General features: G+C 38.3%; 21 protein-coding genes. All 21 read right to left on the bottom strand.

From position 1 onward, the window contains the following. Window positions 1-205 precede the first annotated feature (205 nt). Window positions 206-355, bottom strand: a complete 150-nt coding sequence (locus ABH902_RS09035; protein ID WP_404590388.1) for a hypothetical protein — start codon at window positions 353-355, stop codon at window positions 206-208. Window positions 356-434: 79 nt separating this feature from the next. Further along, window positions 435-4,481, bottom strand: a complete 4,047-nt coding sequence (locus ABH902_RS09030) for a pectate lyase-like adhesive domain-containing protein (protein WP_404590387.1) — start codon at window positions 4,479-4,481, stop codon at window positions 435-437. A gap of 28 nt (window positions 4,482-4,509) precedes the next feature. Beyond that, window positions 4,510-5,097, bottom strand: a complete 588-nt coding sequence (locus ABH902_RS09025) for a hypothetical protein (RefSeq protein ID WP_404590386.1) — start codon at window positions 5,095-5,097, stop codon at window positions 4,510-4,512. Beyond that, window positions 5,094-5,729, bottom strand: a complete 636-nt coding sequence (locus ABH902_RS09020) for a hypothetical protein (RefSeq protein WP_404590385.1) — start codon at window positions 5,727-5,729, stop codon at window positions 5,094-5,096. The genes ABH902_RS09025 and ABH902_RS09020 overlap by 4 nt, the downstream gene beginning before the upstream one ends. A gap of 4 nt (window positions 5,730-5,733) precedes the next feature. After that, window positions 5,734-6,756: a type IV pilus biogenesis protein PilM gene (pilM, locus tag ABH902_RS09015; protein WP_404590384.1), complete on the bottom strand. Its 1,023-nt coding sequence runs from the start codon at window positions 6,754-6,756 to the stop codon at window positions 5,734-5,736. Window positions 6,757-6,805: 49 nt separating this feature from the next. After that, window positions 6,806-7,600 (bottom strand): prepilin peptidase, encoded by a 795-nt coding sequence (locus ABH902_RS09010; protein WP_404590383.1) that lies wholly within the window; start codon window positions 7,598-7,600, stop codon window positions 6,806-6,808. A 122-nt stretch (window positions 7,601-7,722) separates the two neighbouring features. Next, entirely contained in the window at window positions 7,723-8,205 is a 483-nt protein-coding gene (locus tag ABH902_RS09005; RefSeq protein ID WP_404590382.1) for a type IV pilin protein, read from the bottom strand. Window positions 8,206-8,293: 88 nt separating this feature from the next. Further along, window positions 8,294-9,505 carry a type II secretion system F family protein gene (locus ABH902_RS09000; protein ID WP_404590381.1) on the bottom strand — a complete coding sequence of 404 codons (1,212 nt, stop codon included), beginning with the start codon at window positions 9,503-9,505 and terminating at the stop codon, window positions 8,294-8,296. A 2-nt stretch (window positions 9,506-9,507) separates the two neighbouring features. Continuing rightward, window positions 9,508-10,641, bottom strand: a complete 1,134-nt coding sequence (locus ABH902_RS08995; RefSeq protein ID WP_404590380.1) for a type IV pilus twitching motility protein PilT — start codon at window positions 10,639-10,641, stop codon at window positions 9,508-9,510. A gap of 23 nt (window positions 10,642-10,664) precedes the next feature. Next, window positions 10,665-12,422, bottom strand: a complete 1,758-nt coding sequence (locus ABH902_RS08990; RefSeq protein ID WP_404590379.1) for a GspE/PulE family protein — start codon at window positions 12,420-12,422, stop codon at window positions 10,665-10,667. Between the two features lie 26 nt (window positions 12,423-12,448). After that, window positions 12,449-14,623, bottom strand: a complete 2,175-nt coding sequence (locus ABH902_RS08985; protein ID WP_404590378.1) for a hypothetical protein — start codon at window positions 14,621-14,623, stop codon at window positions 12,449-12,451. Then, the gene (locus ABH902_RS08980; RefSeq protein ID WP_404590377.1) at window positions 14,607-15,329 is read right to left on the bottom strand and encodes a PilW family protein; all 723 of its coding nucleotides are present in this window, start codon (window positions 15,327-15,329) and stop codon (window positions 14,607-14,609) included. The genes ABH902_RS08985 and ABH902_RS08980 overlap by 17 nt, the downstream gene beginning before the upstream one ends. Before the next feature lie 15 nt (window positions 15,330-15,344). After that, a complete protein-coding gene (locus ABH902_RS08975) occupies window positions 15,345-16,019 on the bottom strand; it encodes a hypothetical protein (protein ID WP_404590376.1) in 675 nt (224 codons plus the stop codon). A 439-nt stretch (window positions 16,020-16,458) separates the two neighbouring features. Next, window positions 16,459-17,799, bottom strand: coding sequence for a type I glutamate--ammonia ligase (glnA, locus tag ABH902_RS08970; protein WP_404590375.1), 1,341 nt, complete (start codon window positions 17,797-17,799; stop codon window positions 16,459-16,461). 41 nt (window positions 17,800-17,840) lie between these two features. Beyond that, the gene (locus tag ABH902_RS08965) at window positions 17,841-18,224 is read right to left on the bottom strand and encodes a MerR family transcriptional regulator (protein ID WP_404590374.1); all 384 of its coding nucleotides are present in this window, start codon (window positions 18,222-18,224) and stop codon (window positions 17,841-17,843) included. A 174-nt stretch (window positions 18,225-18,398) separates the two neighbouring features. Then, window positions 18,399-19,715, bottom strand: coding sequence for a DUF6056 family protein (locus ABH902_RS08960; protein WP_404590391.1), 1,317 nt, complete (start codon window positions 19,713-19,715; stop codon window positions 18,399-18,401). Between the two features lie 127 nt (window positions 19,716-19,842). Then, window positions 19,843-21,081, bottom strand: a complete 1,239-nt coding sequence (gene hflX, locus ABH902_RS08955; RefSeq protein ID WP_404590373.1) for a GTPase HflX — start codon at window positions 21,079-21,081, stop codon at window positions 19,843-19,845. A 3-nt stretch (window positions 21,082-21,084) separates the two neighbouring features. Beyond that, window positions 21,085-22,005 (bottom strand): tRNA (adenosine(37)-N6)-dimethylallyltransferase MiaA, encoded by a 921-nt coding sequence (miaA, locus tag ABH902_RS08950; protein WP_404590372.1) that lies wholly within the window; start codon window positions 22,003-22,005, stop codon window positions 21,085-21,087. Window positions 22,006-22,010: 5 nt separating this feature from the next. Continuing rightward, entirely contained in the window at window positions 22,011-22,751 is a 741-nt protein-coding gene (locus tag ABH902_RS08945) for a glycerophosphodiester phosphodiesterase (RefSeq protein ID WP_404590371.1), read from the bottom strand. Window positions 22,752-22,890: 139 nt separating this feature from the next. After that, window positions 22,891-23,835, bottom strand: a complete 945-nt coding sequence (locus ABH902_RS08940; RefSeq protein ID WP_404590370.1) for an NAD-dependent epimerase/dehydratase family protein — start codon at window positions 23,833-23,835, stop codon at window positions 22,891-22,893. A gap of 161 nt (window positions 23,836-23,996) precedes the next feature. Further along, window positions 23,997-24,506 carry a hypothetical protein gene (locus tag ABH902_RS08935; RefSeq protein ID WP_404590369.1) on the bottom strand — a complete coding sequence of 170 codons (510 nt, stop codon included), beginning with the start codon at window positions 24,504-24,506 and terminating at the stop codon, window positions 23,997-23,999. Between the last annotated feature and the right edge of the window lie 10 nt (window positions 24,507-24,516).

The following is a 24,516-nucleotide window of genomic DNA, read 5'->3' as shown; positions in this document are numbered from 1 at the left end:
CCAATGCATAAAACGCATTGCTCGTCTTTTACTACAATTGCTTGAGCCTGAACGACATTTGCCTCAACCTTGATTAAACGGTGGTCAAATGTCAGACTCTTCGGCAATTTCATAAAATCCGCCAATGCATAAAACGCATTGCTCGTCTTTTACTACAATTGCTTGAGCCTGAACGACATTTGCCTCAACCTTGATTAAACGGTGGTCAAATGTCAGGCTCTTCGGCAATTTCATAAAATCCGCCAATGCATAAAACGCATTGCTCGTCTTTTACTCCAATTGCTTGAGCCTGAACGACATTTGCCTCAACCTCGATTAAACGGTGGTCAAATGTCAAGCTCTTCGGCAATTTCATAAAATCCGCCAATGCATAAAGCGCATTGCTCGTCTTTTACTCCAATTGCTTGAGCCTGAACGACATTTGCCTCAACCTCTTATTCATTTAAAGCTTCATTTACTTCTGGATCCCATTTACCTTTATTCCAAGTAGCTACACCTTTAAGCATATTTCCTGAACCGTTTGGATCTGGATAGTAGTAGTCCGCGGTAATATTTCTTCGATGTTGATCCAAAGGCATGTCCACCAGAAATGATTTTTCTGCTGTTGCTAATGGCATTGTGTAGGTTTTATAAAGATCGCCATCAATTTTAATATCAATTTTATTAACATTTCGATGATAAACCGTTAGACGTTTATTAACGACAGCTAGACGAACATATGCATTTCCATCTTCAATGACTGGATCAGGTTCATCTGAATCTTTATCATCATTTTTAGGCATTGGATTCCTCATTGCCACTTCAGCTGTTAGAATCCGTTGATTTTCAGGGATAAAATCACCAGCTACAAAAGGCTCTTCATCCGTAGAAAGTCCCTGCACCTTAACCACTGTATCAAACGTAGAAACGCCTTCTGAAGTATTGGCTACTGTGCTACTAAAGGTGAAAATAATTTCATCATCCACACGCAAATTTACTTTTCCTTTTTCGTTGGAAAGGATTCTAGAAACTTCATCGTATTCAACCTTCAGCTCACTTGCTTTATCTTCAGAATCAGTAATTTTTTTCTTTTTAAACGAATAGGTCAATGCATCGGCATTGAGTTCTTCCGGAATAGTAACCTGTGCCATAACAGCTTTGATAATTTTTTTAGAATCTGGATCGCTGTCCGCACTTCGAATTTTCCCAGTATAGGTTAAACGACTGCCAATTCTGGTAACATCAACCGTCATATTCGTTTTCGGGTCTGTTACTTTTGTACTGGAGGTTACACTTTCCGACATAATTTTCAACCCTTCAGGAACAATATCTTCAACTGTAAGCAGCACTGCCGGTTTAAACCGTTCATCCTTGCCGCTTGATTGTACTGCATCATGATAACCTTTGTACTCATCATAATCAATCGCAGTCGGCATCAGATTGCCCCACTGCTGATTTGGTTCTTGGCTGTGAGTGACTAGCTGATTCTTGTCCTGTAGATTACCTATGTCGCTCACATCTTTGGCATAGATTTCAATTGTTTCGTTAGCCTGAATGTAACGCGGTAAATTAAGCGTCCAATCGACAACGGAATCATCTTTTGTTTTACCATCACTTGTCACTTTCAAGATGGCGTCTTTAGCAAATTGATTATCGATTTTGGCAACGATATACACCTCATCGAGCAACTTATCGTCTCGTTCATCGTACATATCGATAGTTCCCTTGATTTGCTTCGTTGCGTTCGTGATTTTATCCTTTGCTGAGGATAATTCATCTTTTTTGACCGTCATTTTTAAAGGCGGAGTGACATCCACCGTAGTTACTGGCTTAACAAGTATGGTTTCTTTTTCTGTTTCACCAGCTTCTTCTTTCCGGCCTCTATTGGCACCAACGACCTCAACTACATCACCAGTCCGCAGAAAATCAGAAGTTTCCAAGACAAAAATTCCGCCTCTGGCTTGTTCCTCATCCCATTGTTGAACTCCTGGCAAATTATTATTGATTCCTTTGGTAGGAACTACTTTTTCCGTAATGGTTTTCCCATCACGTTTAATACGAACGGTTACCCAGACTTCTGTTTCCCAGGCATCCCGTAATTCCTCACCATAACCTACTTTAACACTTACATGTCCGTAAATCTTTTTATCTGCATTTGTCGGTACGCGCAGTTCATCGACTACCGGCTTGGAGCTGTTGCCGCTAATTCGAGCATACTTATCTGCACCTTTGTACGTGGAAGTATTAAATTCATTAGGAAAATCCGTACTGACGATTTTTTCAAAATTCGTCCCGGTCAGCTTATAGGAAATCGGCGCCCAATACACATCCGGATCCTTATCTAAATTAACCTTATTCTTGATTTCCCAAAGAGACAGATAGGATTTCTTCGCTTCAAAGGTACCGGAGCTTGAACCTGTTGAAAATACTTGCCCGCCATTCGGACGATTATTTCTTAAATCGTAAAAACGCGGTTGATCAATTTCAAAGTCTGCCTTGCCCGCTGATTGAACAATCCCTTTTTGCTGCGTTCTCGTTTGACCCTCTGCTCGAAAAATAGTGTCTTTTCCAATTAAAAAGTGCAGATTTCCACTTTGAGTCCACAAGGCCGGACCACTCATAGCCTTGATATACACTTCACTGCCCTTATCTTCTAAAGAAAAAATTGAAGTTCCGCTTCCATCTACCGGAAACTGAATCCCTTGTTTGCCTCCCGTATCTGCACCATCACTTGGATTATAAGAGTTTACACCATTACGAATATTCAGATTACCGCCAGACTGAACATAAAAATTGTTGTTGGTGCCATACATTCGAACAGCCGAAGCCTCTCCATTTTTCTTGGTAATAGTAACCTTGCCCTTATTTTTAAGGGTAAAGGTTTGACCGCCAACTAAGCGGAAACGCAGGGTTGCGCCAATATTATTGGCTTCGCCATTAGAGATTAGATTTAACTCTGAGCCTTCTCCATCCACATAAAATTGACTGTCTTTTACTTGATTAATCATTGCCGGCTGACCCTTATCACTTCCTACTAGACCTAAACTATGAACATTAAGCTTGGCACCCGAAGAAACCTTCGTGTAAGATTTAGTCGCTTCTGTTCGATTATCGGAAACACCGCAAAGAGAGATTGTCGCACCAACCGCACCAACCTCCTCTCCTCTGGAAGTTGCATTGATCACTGTATTTTCATCACGTGCTTCGAAATAGACACGATTTTGACTTCCTTCAACATTCGCATAAATGGCTTGTTTCAGAACACTATGAATGTTTAAAACCGAACCTTTTTCTACAACAAATGTCGTATTGATACTATTATCTCTCGGATATAAACGAAAAACCGTAGAAGTTCCCTCCATGTTAATTTTCGCGCCATCTGTAACCAGAACCTCTGTCGCATCAATCAAAATCGCCTCTTTAGGAGCATAATCTCTATTATCAGACTTCCAGTTAATTTCACCAGTCAACATCAATGAAGCACGTGGGGCATTAACAAGACTGCCATTTCGCGTATAACCCACACTAGTCCCCGGAACATTAATACTTGATACATTTTCAATTGAAATCAACCAGTTGTTATCATTTGAATATAAATCGTCGCTTTTGATCACTCCAGCGGGGCTCTTTAAAGATAGCTTCATATTTTTAAAGATAAAAGTATTTAATGTCTTCGTTTTTTCTAAAATAAAAACACTAAGCGAATTTGATGTCCAATTTGTGGAAAGTTCAAAATTTTTCCCATCGATCGTTAAAGAACGATTAATTTTTGGAAGTCCAGATGTATTGATCGAAATATTTGCCCCAAATTCAATTTCATCAACAGATGTATCCTTTATAGCAGCAATTAGCTCTTGTCCGTTGTACACAACCTTCTTATTGCTTGTTGTGACAGACGCTATTAAGCTAACCATAGGCAAGCGAAACATATCATAATTAGCTGCTCCACTCTTGACAGCTCCTGTAGTTGCGTAGAGCTTGTTGGCAGAGGATAGAGCAGTGTTCGTATTTTTTTGTTTTTTTGTCTGAGGCACTTTATAATTGACGGCCGTTGTTTTTATTTTACGACCATCACGATAAATTTCGATTTTATCTTTGGTATCTTTAGCAAGCGGCACAGGAATTTTTAACGTCATGTTTTTTGAGGTCGGTTTTATTTTAATTTTTACACCGTCAGAAGTTGACTCTGCCTCTGATACAACGCTCATTCCTGCTACTTTGACCGCTTCTAAGGCTTCCGGTGTAATCGTCTGCTTACTTTTGGATTTCAACAAAAGTGTCTCTTCTTTTGGCTCATCCACTTGAACATCTAAGAGTATGCCGATTTTTTCCTTTATTTCCGGCTGCACATAATCTTCCACGGTTACAGCATATTTATTTTTGCCAAAGTCCCGAATAAACCAGTACCCTTGATAGACAAGAACCAACAATAAAAGAACGCCGACACCAACAGCAACTAAAGACCATTTATTGCCTTTTACTCTTTTTTTCCTTTTTTTCATTCCAAGTCCTCCTCACAGAGCCTCTAGCCTACTTTTTTTCTTCTGCTATATTCAAATAATACAAATTAAATAGCAAGGTAGATTCAAATTTACTTTGACCGCCGTCATCTCCGTTAAAACTATAGCTGTAGTCTGTTACTTTGATAAAACGCTGATCATTTTCCAAAGCCTCCATAAATGCCAATAGTTCATTTTTGTTCGTCGCGCTGTAATCAAGAACAATTTTGCTGGAGTAGACCTTTTTCGTCGGATCACTTGGAGAAGAAAATAACAAAGTATCTTCTGCAGTAATTTGTTTTAGCTCGATTTTATTGTTCGTTACTTTTTCTTCTAAATTTGTTAAGTATCCTTGAATTTGAATTCCATTTGAAAAACGCGGCAACTCGTTCACTACACTTGAATCCAACAAATTTTTCTTATTGGCTAAGCCGAAGCTTTCCTGCTTCAATTTAACTAATTCACTTTCCAAACTCGTTAAGTTACTTTTAAACTCTTTAGCTTCTTTTTGCTTTCCTCCGATACCTGTAATCCAAATTCCGACGCTAAAAATAAGTAAAGCGAGGATCAATGCAACGGTCATCACGATGTGTTTTTTGGTAAAGATGATTGTCTTCATTTCTTCTCTCCTTCACGTTGAATTGCCGGTAATTTTTCTTTTAAGGCTTGTATTTGAATAATTGAATCATATTCTCCCGGTGCTTCTTCTGAAGAAGCAGAGGAAATGAACAACGCTTGATGCACCCACTTAATGTCATTCAACGCTTCCGTTAAAGCGCCGACATTAGCTAATTTAGGTCCTTTAATCGCTAATTCAATTGAAACCAATTCTCGACCGTCTTCCGTAAGTAATTCTGTTTCAGCATTAGCAGCGGCGGCTTCTTCGTCCCCTTCTTTTAAAGGGACCACAATTTGATACGTTTCAATCGTCTGATTGTGCGTTGTAACAACTGTATCTAATTGTTTCGCCATCTCTGTAAACAACACTTGCTGACCTTTTAATTCCGTCAGATATTTTTGGATCTCTTCGGATTGTTCTTTTTTCTGTTCATTGATTTTATTGGTTAGCTTGGCCTTTTCTACCTGCTTACCTTGAACCGTTTGCTGCAATGAATTGACATGAAAACGCGAAACAAAGTAAACCGTTGTTAAGCCGCTTCCCACAATGAAAAATGCAACGGCAAACGCAATAATCAACATCAGCGTCGCTTGGTTTTTATAAAACTTATCAGGTAATAAATTAATATTCATTCCGCTAGACTCCCTTCATAGCAAGTCCTGCAGCTAATAAATACTTCGAAGGAATGCCGTATCGTTTTTCTGTATTAATGGCTGCTACAGGAATTTCCGTTTTTGTTTCAATTATGGAAACAATCTCTTTAAACAGCAAAGGATTCTCACCAACAAGGTAAATTTTATCGATGCTTTTCCCATTCGATAATTTACTCGTATAATAATATAAAAGATTGTTTGTGATATCGCCTAGCTCATCCAACTCAGCCAATTCTTTCTCTTTGTTAAATTCGGCTTGATAGCTACCGTCTTCATTGATCACATTTTTCCAATTGGCACTGTTATAATCTTCATACTGCGTATAAATCGGGATATGATTTTCAAAGATTGTAAACATCGCCACTCCGCAGTCGATCTCGATCATCAATAAGCAATCGGACCATTTGATATGACGGTTAATCGCTCTACTATACGCGAGTGAGTTAATGTCCACAGCAGCGGGTACGCCACCGGCTTGCTGAATTTCATCCCCCAATGTTTCTAACGTTGTCTCCGAGGTTGCAACAAAATAAATTTCACCGTCCACGACCATCCGATCACGTTTGATCGTTTTCGCTTTTTTCTTCGCTGCCTGCCGTTTTACCTGTTTCTTTTCCCGTGCCTTTTGCTTTTCAAAAATCAATAGATCAAAAATTGGCTGTTCAAACGGAACAGAAATCGATTCCCCTAATTCCAAGAATAAATATTTTTTGACTTCCTTTTCGTTGCGCATACCATTTTCCGGAATACTTCTAATCAATATTTCGTGATTAAACGCTGAAAACACAACATAGGCATTTTTTATTCTATGTTCTTTAAAGAGCTGCTTTATCCCCTCAAGCAGCATATTTTTGTTGGCTAATTTTCCATTTTTTAAAATACTTGCCTTTAAAACCAACTCACCTTTTTTATGAATCACTAGTGGATTTGTACTTTTTAAAATCACAAAGCGCAGAACATTTTTTCTAATATCCAAACCAACAACTGTTTTTAAACTTTTCTTCAAAATAATCTTTTCCCCCATTCCCTCTTATTAACAATCCTTTATAACATTCTCAGCCGCCAACTAAAGTCATTAGATACTGGAACTGGCCTGTAGCATAGCCATAAACCAGCCAAGTACCTAAAGCAATAAACGGACCAAATGGAATATGCTTCCTCATTTTTTTCCTGACAATCATTTCACCAAGCGTATAAATCAGTGCCAAAAGACTGGCTAGAACCAATGTAATTAAGATATATATCGGTCCTAAAAAAACACCCAGCACTGTAAATAATTTAATATCTCCACCGGCCATGCCGCCTTTACTAAAGAAAGCCAGCAAAAACAGCACACCAAAGCCGACAGCACCGCCTAAAAACGGAAACCACCAGATAGATAGCTGCTGGATAAATAAGCGTTCAATAATTGCTAAAATAAAAAATGGCAGCAATACTTTATTCGGGATTTTTTGTGCTGTAATATCTGTCACCGTAATAATCAATAACAAGGACAGTAAAGTCCAAGCGACCAATGTTTCATTTGTTGTCCGTAATAAAAAAGCACTTAACGTAAATAAAATTCCCGCCAATAGCTCAAAGCCCAGATAAAGCGGACTGATTTTTTGCTGACAGTTCCGACATTTCCCGCGTAACACTAAATAAGAAAAGATGGGAACTAATTCCCAAAAGGCTAAAGTATGTTCACAATTTTCACAGTGAGAACGTTTTTTGACAATATCTTCTCCCTGCGGCAACCGTTGACCAATTAATAGAAAAAAAGAACCTAGACAAGCTCCCAGGATAAATATAAATATGTAAAAAAATAAGTATTCGTATGTAGATGGTGTTTCTAGAAATTGGTTATTCATTGTATTCTCCTTTTGTCAGGTTCATCATTTTGCGCTCTTTTTTAGAATAGAACTTTTAATCATAGATATACTACTGACTTGATACATATCGTCAAGTCAGTAGTAAGGATTGATCTAAATTTTTATGGAGTAGTTGTACCTATTCCATCTTCGAAAAATTGTTTTCTTGTCAATTTTGCAACTGTATCTTCTGACATATTATTCATAGGTTTATTTTGCTTGCTCCCTGCTTTAAATACATCGCCATCAACTGTAACTTTCAATTTGCCATCAACTACATTGAATACAATTTTTGCTGCTTGATTATCAGAAACTAAGCTTCCGATACTTGTAATAAATCCTTCATCTAAAAGTGTTTGTCCAGTAACCTTATTACCGGAAGCTGGAATTGATTTATCAGGATCACCAACATTAGAGGTTTGATATAAATTAGCTGCTGCTGTAAGATTTTGTAAACTACTAACTGCGGCATCCTCTCTATTTCTTTGAATAACTCCTGTAATAGCAACTGCTCCAATCCCAGCAATAACTGCCATGATTACCACAACAGCAAGTAACTCAACTAAAGAAAGTCCTCGCTCATCCTTCATAATTTTTTTAAACATTTTTTTGTTACTCCTCTCTTGTACATCTTATGTACGTTTTTTTATATGATTAACGTAAATAACAAGGTATTTACGTACAATCCAAATTTTAACCTTGAACCGCGCCATACATGGAGAACATTGGCAGCATAATCGCCGCAACAATCAGACCGACGATCGCACAAATAAGAATAATCGTAATCGGCTCCATGATTAATTTAATCCGTTCACCCAGCATAGCGACTTCCTCTTCAAACATATCGCTTAATTTTTTTAGCATGCTTTCCAGTGAACCTGTTGATTCACCAACCAATGTCATTTGTGTGACTAAGGTCGGGATAATTTTATCCTGACTAAAAACAGTGCTTAACGAGCCGCCCTTTTCCACTTCAGCCTGACAATTGGTAATTAATTGCTTAATATAGAGATTATCGACTGCATCTGCAGACATGCCCAAAGCTTTTGAAATAGAAACTGAGCTTTCCAACAAGGTGGATAGGGTGCTTAGCATGACATTTAAGTTGCTTTTTTGGACAAGCTCGCCAAAAACGGGCATTCGCAGTAAGAAAAGATGCCATTTGAACCTCATGTCATTATTACGTAGCAAAATTCTAAAACAAATCACTCCTCCGACTATTAGAAGTGCTAAGAGCCAGCCTTTGGTTTTTAAAAAATCACTAAGAGCAATCGTTCCCTTCGTAATCGCCGGCAGTTCAGCATCTAAGCCTTCAAATACCGTTACAAACATCGGCACAATACTCACAATCAAAAAGATCCCAACAGCCAATGATAAAATCAGCATAATGATCGGATAAATCATCGCTGTAATAATGCTTCCTTTGGTTTTGGCCTTTTTTTCGTAATATTTACTCATTCTAAGCAAGGTTGAATCCAAAGTACCTGACATTTCAGCTGCCCGCACAATACTCACCAGCATAGAAGGAAAGGCCTTGGGATGTCTGCTATAACAAGTAGAAAGTGCATCTCCGCCTTTAATTTCCTCACAAATTTGGAGTAGAATCTTTTTCAAATTTTTGTTTTGTTCTTGCTCTGCCAGCATTTCACAGGCATCTGTAATGGAAATGCCACAGTCAATTAGTGTAGAAAACTGCTGCAAATAGTCGGACAATAATTTTACGCTGACATTATTGAATAATTCAATTTCCTTATTCGCTAAGGTTTCTTCTTGCTCCACAAGAACCTTTGAACGCAAGCCACGTTTTTTTAGCATTTGCCCAGCTTCAAACGAACTATCGGCTCTTAAGCGACCTTTTTTGATATCTCCGCGGATGGTTTGTGCTTCGTAAGTATAAATAGCCATGCTTACTCACCTTCCCCTAGTAGAGCTTCCGCAGCATCCAGATCGACTTTTCCTGAATTCATTAATTGATGAACACAGCTTTCCATCGTATACATGCCTTCGCTTTTTCCTGTTTGAAGCATATTCGCAATTTGATGGGTTTTATTTCCCCGAATTAAATTAGCAATGGATTTATTATTCACCAGCATTTCAGTTGCTGCTACCCGCCCGTTAAAATCGTGCGTCGGCAACAATCGCTGAGCCAAAATCCCAACTAATGCTCCAGCCAACTGCGTTCGAATTTGCGATTGCTGTTCCGGTGAAAAGACGTCTACAATCCGTTCAATGGTGGCAGCGGCACTGGTTGTATGCAAGGTGCCTAAAACCAAGTGACCTGTTTCAGCAGCGGTTAACGCAATCGAAATTGTATCAAAATCCCGCAGCTCCCCGACCAGAATAATATCCGGATCCTGACGTAAGGACGCCCGCAGACCATTCGCAAAGGATTCAGTGTCTGCACCAACTTCACGCTGATCAATCACGCTCATATGATGGTTGTGGACATACTCAATCGGATCCTCCAAGGTAATAATGTGGGTCTTTTTCGTTTTATTTAAATAATCAATCATTGATGCTAAGGTAGTAGATTTCCCTGAACCAGTCGGTCCTGTGACTAAAAATAATCCTTGCTTCTTTTGAATCATCGATTTTAAAATATCCGGTACACCTAACGAGCTTAATTCAGGAATCTTCGTTGCAATAATCCGCAGCGCAATAGAAACATTCCCTTTTTGCTTAAAAATATTTACCCGAAAACGGCTGGCATCTGTCACTTCATAAGCCAAATCGACTTCACCGTTTTCTTTAAACTCCGCCCACTGTCCGGCATTGCACATCACACGAGCATACATGGAAATTGTCTTATTTTCTAAAACTTCTTCTGAAAGAACCTCATTTAATTCGCCATTCACCCGAAAGACAGGCGGCAACCCAACAGTCAAGTGAATATCAGAAGCTTTCTTGCGAAAAGATTCCCGTAATAGCTCATCAAATTGTTCTTTATACGGTCTTAATTTAGGGTTGATTTTTCCCGGACGTTCTTCTCTTCTTCTTGTTTCTGTTTCCAACGGCAACTTCAACTCCATTTCTTGACTCATTTGTCTCTCCTTTATTTCCTCATTTACTCACTGGAAGTGGCTTTTAGTACTTCCGCGATCGTAGTGTAGCCTCTGACAACCTTATCCAAGCCATCATCCAACAGCTTCTTCATGCCATCTTTTTTAGCAATTTTTTCCAAGTCATTGGCTTCCGCTTCTCTGGAAATCGCCAAACGTGCTTCCGGCGTAACAACAAATAGTTCCTGAATCGCCATTCGGCCTTTAAAGCCAGTCATATTACACTTTTTACAGCCTGTACTACTATATAGAGTATCCGTGTAGAGCTGATGTTTTTCCAAAAATTCTCTATCTTCGGTTGTGACCGGCGTTGCTGTTTTGCAGCTTGGACATAGCGTTCGTACGAGCCGCTGTGATAAAACACCTGTCAAAGCATTCGCTACTAAGAATGAATCCACGCCCATATCGACTAAACGGCTAACCGTTGCGATTGAATCGTTGGTATGTAGTGTACTTAATACTAAGTGCCCAGTCATAGATGCTCGAATAGCGATTTCAGCCGTCTCACCATCCCGAATTTCACCAACCATTACGATATTGGGATCCTGTCGTAAAATCGACCGCAGCCCTGCAGCAAAATCCAAACCAATATCACTATTTACCAACACCTGGTTTACACCATCCAGCTGATACTCAACCGGATCTTCAACCGTGATAATGTTGACATTCGGTGTATTCAGCTCATTTAAGGCCGCATACAATGTCGAAGATTTCCCCGAACCAGTCGGACCTGTAACTAAAAAGATCCCATGCGGCTGTTTTAGTAGATGCTTAATTTTTTTCAAGATATCCGGATCAAAATTAAATTCATCCAAGCCTCTTAATCCAGAAGACATATCAATAATCCGGATAACAATTTTTTCTCCGTAAATTGTCGGCAAAACAGACACCCGCAAATCCACCATCCGGCGACCATTTTGGATTCGAGCCCGACCATCTTGGGGCAGGCGTGTTTCGGTAATATCTAAAGAAGACATGATTTTGATTCTTGAGGTGACCGCTGATTGAACATTTTTCGGCAATTGATTTAAATCCATCAATTCTCCATCGACCCGAATTCTGACATTCAAACTCTTTTTTTGCGGATCAAAATGAATATCACTGGCCTTTTTATCCACAGCTGTTTGCAATAATGAATTCACCAGCTTAATAATTGGCGAATTATCTTCAGTGACGGTTTCAATGAGCGGCGCTTCTCCTGTCGCTAAATCTCCCGTTGCATCCTGCAACCATTCCTCCAGCATCAGATCTTCCGGATAATTGTCCGTAATCATCTGATTAATATCGGCTGTAAGAGCAAAATACGGTAGAACAGTCATGCCAGTTAATAAGCGCAGCTCATTAATCACGTCATAGTCCATAGGATTAACCATAGCGACCACTAAGCGGCCATTTTTACGTTTCACTGGAAATAATTGGTTTTTTTGCGCAAATTTTTTCGGAACGAGATTTAACACCTCGGTTTCTCTTTCCACATTAAACAAATCAATAATACGAATCCGTGATTGCTTACTGCGTAAAAGCATCCGTTCTTCTTCACTTAAATAATTGCTCTCTAATAAAAGCTGATCAACCGTTTTAACTGGGGTTGCCAGTGCTTCAATCTCATCAGCTTGTTCTTTGGTTATCATATTCTGGCGGACAGCCATGGTTAAAAGATCCGTTTTATTCATTACTTTTTTTTCAGAAGAACGTTCTGAATTTTCTTCAGATTCCATAGGGGAGCGCATGATTCTTTTTCTTCGTTTTCTTCGTTCCTCCACCACTTCTGACCTCCTTTTTTTCTTCTTTATTTCATTTCACTATGTTCAAATACTCGTTGTGTTACCCAGCCTGCAGTGGTATTGACCGGCACAGTTGGCGTAATAATCGTTACTTCGCCATTAACCGCATCTTTTTCATCTGTTTTCACCGAAACCTTTACTCCGGAAAGCTTTTTTAACGAATCATTTAACTTCGTCGCATCCTCTACAGTAGCTGGTTTTAAGATTAATTTTCCTTTAATCGATTCAGTACCAACTTTGAAGGCTTTTTCAATAAACGTTGTGTCAAAAAGCAATAGCTCAGGTAAAAGCTTCATGGTAAGAACCGTATCTTCTTCCATTTCTAAATTGAACGGCTCAACACCGGCTGTTCCAAGATCTAGATAGCTTTTCTCTTTTAAACGAATCGTATTCCAGTACTTGGAATTACTGTAGTAGCTACCTTTTTTCTTACTATCGGTTCTTTTTCTTGTTTTTGGCGCATCAATAAAACTCACACCATTTTCCACAACCATGGAAGTATTTTCACCTTCTAATTCCAGTAAAGAAGGCTGACGCGGCGTTGAACCGAAAATACCTCTATCGAAATAAGAAAGTGTCTCTTCTCCTTTGCCGTTTTCCATGGAAGCGCTGGTCAACATAAAGTTGCCGTCTTTTAAAATAATTTTTCTTTCATCTTCTTTGGTTGAAGGTTTTATATCGTCTAAATTCGGATCGTAATTTACTAACCCTCCAAGATGATCAATATTCATTTGATGTCGGATCGTAGGAGTTAAATAAACCGCTGAACCAGCCACCACAAATCCGCCATTCATAAAGGCAGCCCAATTTTGATCTTGTGGATTCAATGTCTTAGAGTCTTTGTCATATTCAGCAAAATTAATTTCTGAAGTGCTTGCTTCTTGTATAACGGTCCCTTTAGATAAATAAACACCAGAAGAAGTTCCAGCTGTATTTTTATTATTAGTCACACCCGAATGATTGATCAATAAATTGGGCGTTTTTATTTCTTTTCCAGCCTGATTCTGTATAACAAATTGATAATATTGTTCTTTCACTATTTGATCGATATAGATTCCTGTACCCGCCGTAACTGAAAGCTCATAAATTGAACCAACTCTATTCGGGTTATTAATATTACTTAAACCCAACATATTTTTAGTTGTTAATTGCCCATTTCCCTTCCCTTTTAAAAAGGGATTATTATAGATTAAAAAGGAGCCTTCAAATGTTAATGAGGAACTAATCGGATCAAGCTCTCTTCTATTCCAAAAATTGAGTATAGGTAAAGTATCCCGATCTTTATAATCTGATAAAAATTTGTAAGTATTATGATAACCGTAAGTAGTATCCTTTGTAGGATCGTACCAAGAAGTTTTATTTACATTAGACTGTCCCCAAGGAAACTCTTTCTTATCTGATTGATAATTATAAATTCGATCCATTTTACGAGTCCATGCATCCGCTGAAATCACTTCTTCGCCATTGGACAAGGGCGTATCATAATAGATATAGCGCCAGGTTTCCAGCTTTTGTGTTTCATTTTGGTTAGCTGTTTGTTTTCCGTTGCTTTGTGTCAGTTTTCTTTTCTCCCATTGAAACTCATAAACGTAATCCTCATGATCCGTTGTAATCATCGGAGAAGCATTCTTTTTATCTCGTGTTACTTTCACTTCTAAGGCAAAGGTCGTTTTCGTGTTAGTCACATCAGCAAATTCCTTTGTCGGACTGATTTTTATCCAGCCGTTTTCTCCAGTCGATTCATCTGAAACAAACTTATACACTTCATTTGTCGCTACGACCGTCGGCTCTGTAAGGATAGTAACTTCATAAGAAAAATCTTTGTTTTTTCCAATTCCTGTTTTTTTCAGTTTATCCTTTAATTCAGCAGCAACCTCAACCATACTTGGTTTTAGATACGCAACATCTTCTGCTTTACTTCTTCCTTTGCCAAGATTCTCATTAGCCGATACCTTTTCACGGATAGCTTTTTTCAATTTAGCAGAAGCGTCCTGCAAGGCATATTCTTTAATATCTTTCGTTTTAGTGATCTTATCAACTTCTGAAATTTGAACATAGTTATTTCTGGCATTCATAAAAATGCCCATCATCAGCAAACCTATAAGTATAATTACTCCCAGTGTATAAAGTAATGCATAACCCGCATCATCTTCTTTTAGCTTTTTACCAACGTCCTTCACCGGGAATCTCTCCTTTCGCTTTCTTCTCATCTCGATATGTTAACTCTGCATTTCTGATGTATAAGATTTTTTTCGCTTCTTTTTCTTCAATACCATTCGCTCCAGACAAATTGATTGTTTCTCCGTCAGCTTCTACATACTGATTAAAATCAATGTCTCCTTCATAAAAGAGAATCGTTACACTATTTTGAATCGTAAAAGTGTCACGATAATTTGGCGACTCAAATTGGGTTTTTAGTGATTCATTTTTATTTTTATGCTGGAAAATTTTCACTTTAGACTTGTGGTTTGGTAAACGATAAATTTTACCGTTACTTTTTGAAGCATCCAAAATATCCGTTATAGCAATTTTATTTGTACCAGGTTCTGTCCAGTCAAAGGTTTTTAAATCAGAACGATCAGGGTCAAAAACGACGACGACTTGGTCAGTCTGCCACGAGCTTTTTCCTGTAACACTATCCGTTTTAAATTTTCCTAAATAGCCGGCTTTTTCATAAATGCCTTCCTTATTAACAATGCCAATCATTTGGACGACCATGTCATTAGCCATTTGCTGAAGTTTAACCTGCCTACTTTGAATAGCGTAACCTTTACTAAGACTGCTCATAATCATTCCAAAAAAGAACAACACGACTAGAAACACAGCCAAAGTTGCAATCAGTTCTACTAAAGTTACACCTTGTTCATCTTTTAGAATGTTCTTCATGATTTACCCCTTCATTTAATAATCAGCAACCCATTTAAAAACAGTATCTGTCATAAATTTACCTGTATCTTCATCGTAAACTTCCAAGGTCAGTTCCAATCCTTCTTCACGATAATCTTTCGCGTTTGCTGCTTTGTCCGTTATTTTACATATGACTAAAAAAGAGTTCTTCGTTTCACTTCCTATGTATTTGCCTAAATAATTAGCCTCTTCAGTACTTTTACCGTGAGCATCCTTAAAACTGCTTGGTAAGGTACTCTCTTTATTTGAATACTTATATTCAATCTTTCTCTCTTTATTTTCACCACCTGGCGCACGATCTCCATAAACTATCGCTTGCTCTCCATAAAGTGTGGGAGAACCTGTATATGGACCTTTTTGTATGCCGGAATTATCCAGAATCAGATATTTAATTCGCGTCTGTTGCTTATCTGTCAGACTGTTATTCTTTTTAACACTGTGGATAAAAACATATTGATTTAAACCGGCTATATCCTGTGATTGCGCACGATACCCCATCCATTCTTTTATATCATCGCGAACATACTGCGCTTCTTTTACTTTTTCATTCAATGCAATGAACTTCTGATTTCTAACGATCATTGATGCAAAAAGCATAAATGTCGTGCCTAGTATGACGACTGATATTAAAACTTCTGCGAGAGTCATGCCATCTTCGTTTTGAAGCATCAACGATCTCTCCTTTAAGAATCATTTTTTCTCGATCTCAAAAACTTAACAGAAGTTAGTATATTACAAAAATAACATCTATTCAATATGGAAATAACAAAATACCAATTAAAATAAGCCTTGAATTAATTAAATAACCCAAAATAAAAACAGACCCAAACCAACAAATTATTTATACAAAAATAATAAATCGAAAAATCAAAAAAAGCCTTTATATAAAGCATATAATTATAATTTAGATATCTTTATTTCTATAAAATTATAAAATACACCCACTATTTTTCTATTTTTATAAATAAAACGTATTTTATCCAACCTTAATTAAATAACGTTAACAAACGATAAAATAACAGAGAAAAAACGTTAAATTCCACAAAAAAATAGTTGAAACTTCCTTTCTCAGGATGTTTCAACTATTTTTCGTATACTTATTTTACTATTAATAAAGCTCTAAATATTGTTCTCTTTCCCATTCAGAAACTGTTTGACGAAAGGCAGCCCATTCCATACGTTTCGCTTCCACAAAGTTCGCATAAATGTGACTCCCTAACGCATCAATCATAACTTCATCTTCACGCAGTTCTTTAATCGCATTATGCAGTGTAGAAGGCAAGTCGTAGATTTGCGCTTCTTTGCGCTCTTCTTCATTCATGACATAAATATTGCGATCAACAGCATCCGGTGGCGTAATCTCATTGCGAATTCCATCCAGTCCAGCCTGCAACAAGACAGCCATTGTCAAATATGGATTCGCTGAAGGATCAACCGAACGCAGTTCCAGACGAGTGGATACACCGCGCGATTCCGGTACGCGCACAAGCGGCGAACGATTGCGTCCACTCCAAGCCACATATACCGGCGCTTCATAGCCAGGCACTAAACGTTTATATGAATTAACAGTTGGATTGCAGACCGCTGTATAAGCACGTGCGTGTTTTAATAACCCACCTAGGAAATGATAGGCTGTTTGACTTAACTGCATTGCGCCATTTTCATCATAAAAGGCATTTTCTTCCTCTTTAAATAAAGACATATTGCAGTGCATACCTGAACCATTGATTCCATATAACGGTTTTGGCATAAATGTCGCATGCAGTCCGTGCTTTCTCGCAATTGTTTTTACAACAAGTTTAAAGGTTTGAATATTGTCACAAGCTTCAATGACATCCGCATACTTGAAATCAATTTCGTGCTGACCAGGCGCCACCTCATGATGCGAAGCTTCTACTTCAAAACCTAGACTTTCCAGCTCAAGAACGATATCTCTACGACAATTTTCACCCAAATCCGTCGGCGCAAAATCAAAGTAGCCGCCGCGATCATTCAAATCGGTCGTAATCTCCCCATCTTCATCTAATTTAAACAAGAAAAATTCAGGCTCTGGCCCAAGATTGAATGACGTAAACCCAAGCTCCTTCATATCTTCCAGCGCACGCTTTAAATTCCCGCGCGGATCACCAGCAAAAGGTTCGCCACTCGGATTGTAAATATCACAAATCAGACGCGCGACTTTCCCATGATCGCTTTCCCACGGAAAAATCATCCAAGTGGATAAATCAGGGTACAAATACATGTCACTTTCTTCAATACGGACAAAACCTTCAATAGAAGAACCATCAAACATCATTTTGTTGCTTAATACTTTATCCAGCTGGCTCACTGGCACCTCTACATTTTTGATTGTTCCCATAATGTCCGTGAACATTAATCGTAAAAATCGAACATTCTCTTCCTCTGCAATACGTTTGATATCTTCTACTGTGTTTTGTTTCTTTGTCATAGTCTTCTTTCACGTCCTTCATTTTTTGTGTAACTAATCAGTTATAACTTAGGCCCTTTTGATTGGAATGGATTCTGTTGAGTCAGTCCACCTTGAGAAATCAGTTCATCGTATAAGATCTTACGCACATCCTCATCTGTAAGCGGCTTGCTCGACTCCTGTGCATGCATTTGTTCTTCCAGCTTCATTTCATAGACACGCTTAATCCCGGCCATATTTAGACCATCAGATAAATAATCCTTGATTTCAAGCAACACATCAATATCATTCAGTGAATACATACGCCGATTGCCTTCACTTCTTTCTGGATGAATCAAATCCTGTTCCTCATAATAACGGATCTGACGCGCCGATAAATCCGTCAGCTTCATGACTGTACCAATTGGAAAAACTGACATCGATCTCCTCAGTTCTTTCTCTCTCATATCCACCCCCCTCTCTTAGTTAGATATAGAATAGCAATACTTTTTTCTCTTGTCAATGATTTATGTAAGGTTTTCTTACATAACTTTTGAAAATATTGAAAAATAGACCGCTTTTCACAAAAAAAGACCTACTTCGCAAGTCTAATACTTCTCACGAGCAGGTCAATTAATCGCCTAACGTAACAATAAAACAAACAATAAATGAATCACTGGTATAAAGCAACCATAAAAATATACATAAGCTTGCTGCTTCAATGTACATTTAGCAGTAAACTGCTGATAAAGTCGATAGAGAATAATAATTAAGAAAATAGAGGAACACATGAAGACTCTTGCTCCAGAGGCATACATGGTCGGTGAAAGCCACATAAGAACCGAAGCTAGCAAAGCAGCCATATAACTTAGACTTACAAAGATCTTTTCTTGTGTCACAGTTATTGACAACGCAATAATCAGTCCAAAAAAGAGCAGCCATAAGACATAAGGCGCAGCCGCATTCACTACTGGTCCGGCAAAAAAGCGACCTGCTTTTAAAGGCTCTACCCAGAGTCTTTCACTAATTAACCGAAAATTAGTAAACTTATCGGGAAAATTATACACCAATAAAAAGAAAAAAGTCAGATACCCACAGGTTATTTTTGCTAACACTTTTGAATGATCGATTAATAAGGACAGCACTAAAATTAATAAAAACGGCAATAGTAATTTTGTCTGCCAACCTTCAAATAGCCAGCTAGTTCCTCTCATTACTCTTGAAAAGATGCTTAACTTATGAAAATCTGGCATCCACATAGCGACTTCCTGCTCCATTCGCAACGCATTTCCCGGGGCAAAATACATCGTCAGAAGTCCAAATACAAAAAGGCCTGTCAACACAAGTAAGCTGTGATTGTGTGGACGTTTTTTAAAGAGCATTGCACCATGATAAACCAGCGCAATGCCAACCACACAAACAATCAACTGCTCATTGGAAAATGCGAACAGCAATGCAGGAAGTATATAAGGCCAGATCGCTGTTTTTTTCTCTCTAAAAAAACTATCTGCATAGGGAATTAAAGCGAATACGCCTAGAGCCAATGGCCATAAATAATTTGTCGCACCGGTCAGCCAAAAAAGAGCATCCTTCATAATCGTTACATGAATAAATCCCAACGAAAAAAAAGCCAATAAAAATTTTTTACGACTCACTTGCTGATGAAATAGACGCACAAAGGAAAAACTATATAAAAACCAAGCACATGCACTAATGAAATGATGCACAAATAATGGCACTAAAAAAATCAAATACAACATCGTTTCTGGAAATAAACGCGCAGACCAGTTCGCATAACGCCACTTTAAAAATTCCAGCAAATTATATTCTTTAGAAATCATCATAAACCAGCCATCATCTGTTTTCATGTCCATTTTAAAATTTCCAAGATACAATAACGTCACTATGAATAAACCGCCATAAAACAAAAGATTCTTTTTATTTCTTTTAACAAACATTTGCACAATAAAATACCGCCTTAAAAACCTATTTTTACTTAGTATATCATTCTAAAATGCGAATAACTACCTGAAATAAAAAACAAATGAACAAGGAAGCTGAATTCCTTTGTTCATTTGTTTTCGTTTAAGCATCAGCTAGCAGCCATTTAGAACCACTTTTAGCAAAACCTTTTACATGATACGCATTCTGCTCTTCATCAAACTGCTCTGATAATAACAAGGTGTGGCGTTTTAGTTCACTTAATGTGTGCCCTGCAGCAGCGGAAATGAAAAATTCATACGGAACCAACAACTCCATTAATTGTTCACGAACAGCTTTGGTCAACGCCTCTTTAGCGTTGGGGCTTTTGGCAGACACCAGCACATTCGGAAACAGTGTAGGAATAAAGTCTTCATTATCCAGCTGATCACTTTTATTATAAACGGTCAAAACCGGGAGCTTTTCTAAATCCAGCTCATTTAACAGCTCCACTACTGTCTGCTCATGTGCTAAACGATCTTCAGCACTGGCATCCACCACATGTATTAAAAGATCCATACTGCGGCTTTCCTCTAAGGTTGACTGGAAAGCTTCAATCAGCTGCGTCGGTAATTCTTGAATAAAGCCAACAGTATCTGTAAGGGTCACGATCATCCCTTGGGGCAGCTGCCATTTTTTAGTTAAAGGGTCCAAGGTAGCAAAAAGCTGATCCTGAGAATAAGCTTCCGCAGCGGTTAAAACATTTAAAATCGTTGATTTCCCTGCATTGGTATAGCCGATTAAGCCAATTTGAAATAGATCAGATGATTGTCTTTTTTGTCGGCTTCGTTCCCGATGAGCCGTTACTTCTTTTAACTCTCGCTTAATTGCTGTAATCTTGTTGCGAATATGACGCCGATCAGATTCCAGCTTTGTTTCTCCAGGACCTCTTGTACCAATCCCGCCGCCTAGACGTGACAGCTGTTTTCCTTGTCCAACTAAACGTGGCAAAAGGTAATTCAGCTGCGCCAATTCCACCTGTAGTTTCCCTTCTTTAGAACGAGCACGCATAGCAAAAATATCCAAAATGAGCTGAACGCGATCAATCACTTTTACACCTAAAGCTTCGACGATTAACTGATTCTGTCTTGGAGATAGTTCATGATTGAAGATAACCAAATCGGCTTCATAAGCATCTGTTAATTGTGCTAGCTCCAGCATTTTACCTTTGCCAATAACGGTTTGTCGATCGACTCTTGCCCGTTTTTGCGTGACGGTAAAGACCACTTCTCCTTGTGCAGTTGTGGTTAAATTGGCCAATTCCTTCATTGAACTTTCAAAATGAGGAAAATTATCTTCTGTCTCTACACCGACTAAAATAACTTTTTCTATTGTTTTTTCCATTATTTATCCTTTCGAAGAAGCAAGCCATTCCGTTATCCTCTGTTCCAATACAGGAAGGGTTTCAGGATGCTGAACTAAATCCCACCAGCTGGCTTGCATTCGGTTTTTAAACCAGGTTAACTGGCGTTTGGCATATCTTCTTGAGTTTTGCTTTACCTGCGCAACGGCAGCTTCTAAGGATTCATCTCCGGCAAAATAAGGGAAAAACTCTTTATAACCAATCCCCTGAACAGACTGCTCCGGCTGCAGTTGATAAAGTAATTCGGCTTCTTTTAAAAGACCCTCCTGCAGCATGGCATCCACCCTTGTATTGATCCGATCATATAAAAGCGCACGCTCTGTTTCTAACCCGATCAAAAAATAATCATATAGCTGTTTAGGTGTTTCCTTAGGTGCTAGAATGCTATGGCCTGTTTTGTCAAACACCTCTAAAGCACGAATGACCTTTTTTCGATTATTAAAATGAATGCTGGCAGCTGCTTTCGGATCTTTTTCTTCCAACAATGTCCATAAGCGCTGATTACCATGTTCTTCAGCAAATGTTTCATAGGTCTGGCGAATTTCCGAGGATTCGTCTTTTGAGCCTAATTCAAAATCATACAACAATGCCTGAATGTACAAACCAGTACCGCCCACCACAATCGGCAGCTTTCCTTTAGTATGAATCGCTTCAATCGCCTGCCGTCCTTCTTTTTGAAAATCAGCAACAGAATAAGTTTCTGATAATTCCCGACAATCGATTAAATAATGCGGAATCCCCGCACGCTCCTGTTCAGTGGCTTTTGCTGTGCCAATATCCAGCTGCTTATACACCTGCATAGAATCGCCACTGATAATTTCTCCATTTAATTTTTTAGCCAGCTCCACACTTAAAGCCGTTTTGCCTACAGCAGTAGGGCCGGCAATTACTAATACTTTTTTCACATTTTTCATCCTTCATCTACTAATAACTTACGAAGCTTTACTGCTTTTTCCGGAAAGTCAGTATGAAATCCCGCGAGTTGATAGCTTAAAATAAGCTTCATTTGTTCTATTTCATTTACTGTCCAGGGACGAATGCTTTTAGGATATTTCCTTACCTCATCCAAATGTGTCAATACCCATTGAATATTAGGATGAATCCCTTCAATAAAGGAAGCTTGATACGCTTGCTGTTCATCCTCAGCAGCGGTTCTAAAAACAGAAGCAAGCCTACTCTTTCTGTCTATTTCATGAATTTTTTCCAAACTTTTGAAATAAAAGCTGGAATACATATAATCAAATGCCCACTGATTAGTGTTCATTAGTGTCACGACTCGTTGTTCAATTCCCTCATAATGCACCTTATCTGTTTTTAGCTCAATATTTAAAAAGCCCTGAAACTTTTCCTGCACTAAGAGCGCCAATACTTCCTCTAGCGTAGGAATCTCTTGAACTAGTGGATTTTCAATAAACCAAGTACCTGCATCCAATTGTTTTATTTCTGCTAAAGTTGATTCCCCAACAGCACCTTGACCATTGGTTGTGCGTTCAAGCGTTTCATCATGGATCACGACTAACTGATGATCTTTTGTTTGCTGTACATCCAGCTCAATACCGTCTGCTCCAACGCGAATAGCCTCCTTAAAAGCCGCTAAAGTATTTTCCGGATGGGTACCTTTACTTCCTCTATGGGCAATTATGTCTGTCACTTCCGTCACTCCAATCGAGGCTATTGTAACATTCTTATACCAACGGGGCAAACACTTCTGATTTTATAAAGGATCAATAAACGTTTGTAAAAAAACAGACGGCACAAGTTAAGCCATCTGTCTTTACTTTTGGTCAGCATTAGTTCATTTCATAATCCACATATTTTTTAAGACCTGATTTAATTGTATATTGCGGCTCGTAACCAATCGTTTTCAATTTGGAAATATCTGCAAGTGAATGCTTAATATCTCCAGAGCGCTCTTTTTGAAAATCAATTGGTAATTGAACATTTAAAAGTTCATCTAAGGTTTGTGTTAGTTCATTTAAATCAATCTCTGTTCCTGTCCCAACGTTATAAACTTCACCTAGGGTTTGTTCAGAAACGGCGACAAGTTTCAACGCTTGAATAACGTCTTCAATAAAGACAAAATCTCTTGACTGACTACCGTCGCCAAACATTGTAAATACAGCTTCCTTGCCGGCTATCAGCTTTTTATAACGATCCATCATAATAGAAATGACACCGGAATAAGGTGATTTTGGATTTTGCTTTGGTCCATAAACATTGAAAAAACGCACCGCACTTGTAGGAACACCATATAGATGATAATAGTCTACCACGTATTTTTCAGCTGCAAATTTGTCAATTGCATAAGGAGTTAACGGGCGAATCACAGACTCTTCTTGTTTTGGCAGTGTAGGCTCATCTCCGTAAACTGCTGCTGAAGATGCAAAAATTAAGCGTTTTAACCCTTTTTGTTTTCTCGCTAACTCTAGTAAATAAAAGGCACTGTCAAAATTTACTTGATGGGTCTCTAACGGCCGTTCTACAGAGTCCGCAACACTAGCGACAGCAGCTAAGTGAAAAATGTAGTCGAAGTGATGTTCTTCAAACAACTGTCCAACTAAATTTTTATCTGTAACACTTCCTTTGATAAAACAAACATTTTCAGAATGATCTAGGTTGGCTTTATTTCCCATAGACAAATCATCCACTACAACAACCTTATGATCTTTGCTGTAAAAATTTGCTAAAGTTGAACCTATAAACCCGGCTCCTCCAGTGATTAAAATTCGTTCCAAACTTTTCACTCCAATACTTTTATCCTGCAGCAAATTATTTCCTTTGTAAGTGTATCATGTATAAGTCGCAAATGCTATTGTAAAAAAACTAGCTATCCTCGCTTGACAGCTAGTTCAACTCGATGATCAATCACAAAGTTTTCATTGTTACCTTTACATAGTTAATTATTTTTAGCAATTTCAACAATTGTTTTGTTTTCTTTTTTGGCTTTTTTGAGTAAGGCTATAATTTCATTATCATGCATTTTGTCAGCATCAATTCCTGCATTTAACAACTCTTTTCTTGCTTGTTTAATTTCATTATCGTCTGTTTTTTTGTCTGTCTGATTTTTTAAATAGTCAGAAACTGATTGATGACTTTCAGAAAGCTCATCAGCCATTTTTTGGATTTCCTGATCATTGAACAAAGTACTGTCATAACCGGCTTTTTCAATCTGCTCACGATAATTCGTTAACTCTTGTGTAGACAATTCCACATGTTCACGACTATAAGAGGTTTCGCTCACACTTGAATATTGGATCACGGATGATTCGGACGATTCCTTTGTTTCAGTTGAATGAAAAGGATTAGCCGTATTTTGACTCTTCCGATTCGTCAAATTAAAAATAAAATAGCTTCCGACAATTAAAACGATCACACACAATAGAAGTAATGGCTTTTTCGACTTCATCTTCAATTCC

Source organism: Enterococcus sp. UD-01 (assembly GCF_044909655.1).
Taxonomy (GTDB): Bacteria; Bacillota; Bacilli; order Lactobacillales; family Enterococcaceae; genus Enterococcus_L.
The sequence above is the reverse complement of the archived record's forward strand: the minus strand, read 5'-3'. Positions and strand labels throughout refer to the sequence as shown.

Excerpts from the sequence above, each read along its gene's own strand:
- ABH902_RS09035 (WP_404590388.1), bottom strand. The coding sequence starts at position 355 with ATGAAATTGCCGAAGAGCTTGACATTTGACCACCGTTTAATCGAGGTT.
- ABH902_RS08965 (WP_404590374.1), bottom strand. The coding sequence starts at position 18,224 with ATGAGAGAGAAAGAACTGAGGAGATCGATGTCAGTTTTTCCAATTGGT.
- glnA (WP_404590375.1), bottom strand. The coding sequence starts at position 17,799 with ATGACAAAGAAACAAAACACAGTAGAAGATATCAAACGTATTGCAGAG.
- ABH902_RS09020 (WP_404590385.1), bottom strand. The coding sequence starts at position 5,729 with ATGAATATTAATTTATTACCTGATAAGTTTTATAAAAACCAAGCGACG.
- hflX (WP_404590373.1), bottom strand. The coding sequence starts at position 21,081 with ATGGAAAAAACAATAGAAAAAGTTATTTTAGTCGGTGTAGAGACAGAA.
- ABH902_RS09000 (WP_404590381.1), bottom strand. The coding sequence starts at position 9,505 with ATGGCTATTTATACTTACGAAGCACAAACCATCCGCGGAGATATCAAA.
- ABH902_RS09010 (WP_404590383.1), bottom strand. The coding sequence starts at position 7,600 with ATGAATAACCAATTTCTAGAAACACCATCTACATACGAATACTTATTT.
- ABH902_RS08995 (WP_404590380.1), bottom strand. The coding sequence starts at position 10,641 with ATGAGTCAAGAAATGGAGTTGAAGTTGCCGTTGGAAACAGAAACAAGA.
- ABH902_RS09025 (WP_404590386.1), bottom strand. The coding sequence starts at position 5,097 with ATGAAGACAATCATCTTTACCAAAAAACACATCGTGATGACCGTTGCA.
- ABH902_RS08980 (WP_404590377.1), bottom strand. The coding sequence starts at position 15,329 with ATGAAGAACATTCTAAAAGATGAACAAGGTGTAACTTTAGTAGAACTG.
- ABH902_RS09005 (WP_404590382.1), bottom strand. The coding sequence starts at position 8,205 with ATGTTTAAAAAAATTATGAAGGATGAGCGAGGACTTTCTTTAGTTGAG.
- ABH902_RS08935 (WP_404590369.1), bottom strand. The coding sequence starts at position 24,506 with ATGAAGTCGAAAAAGCCATTACTTCTATTGTGTGTGATCGTTTTAATT.
- ABH902_RS09030 (WP_404590387.1), bottom strand. The coding sequence starts at position 4,481 with ATGAAAAAAAGGAAAAAAAGAGTAAAAGGCAATAAATGGTCTTTAGTT.
- ABH902_RS08960 (WP_404590391.1), bottom strand. The coding sequence starts at position 19,715 with ATGTTTGTTAAAAGAAATAAAAAGAATCTTTTGTTTTATGGCGGTTTA.
- ABH902_RS08975 (WP_404590376.1), bottom strand. The coding sequence starts at position 16,019 with ATGCTTCAAAACGAAGATGGCATGACTCTCGCAGAAGTTTTAATATCA.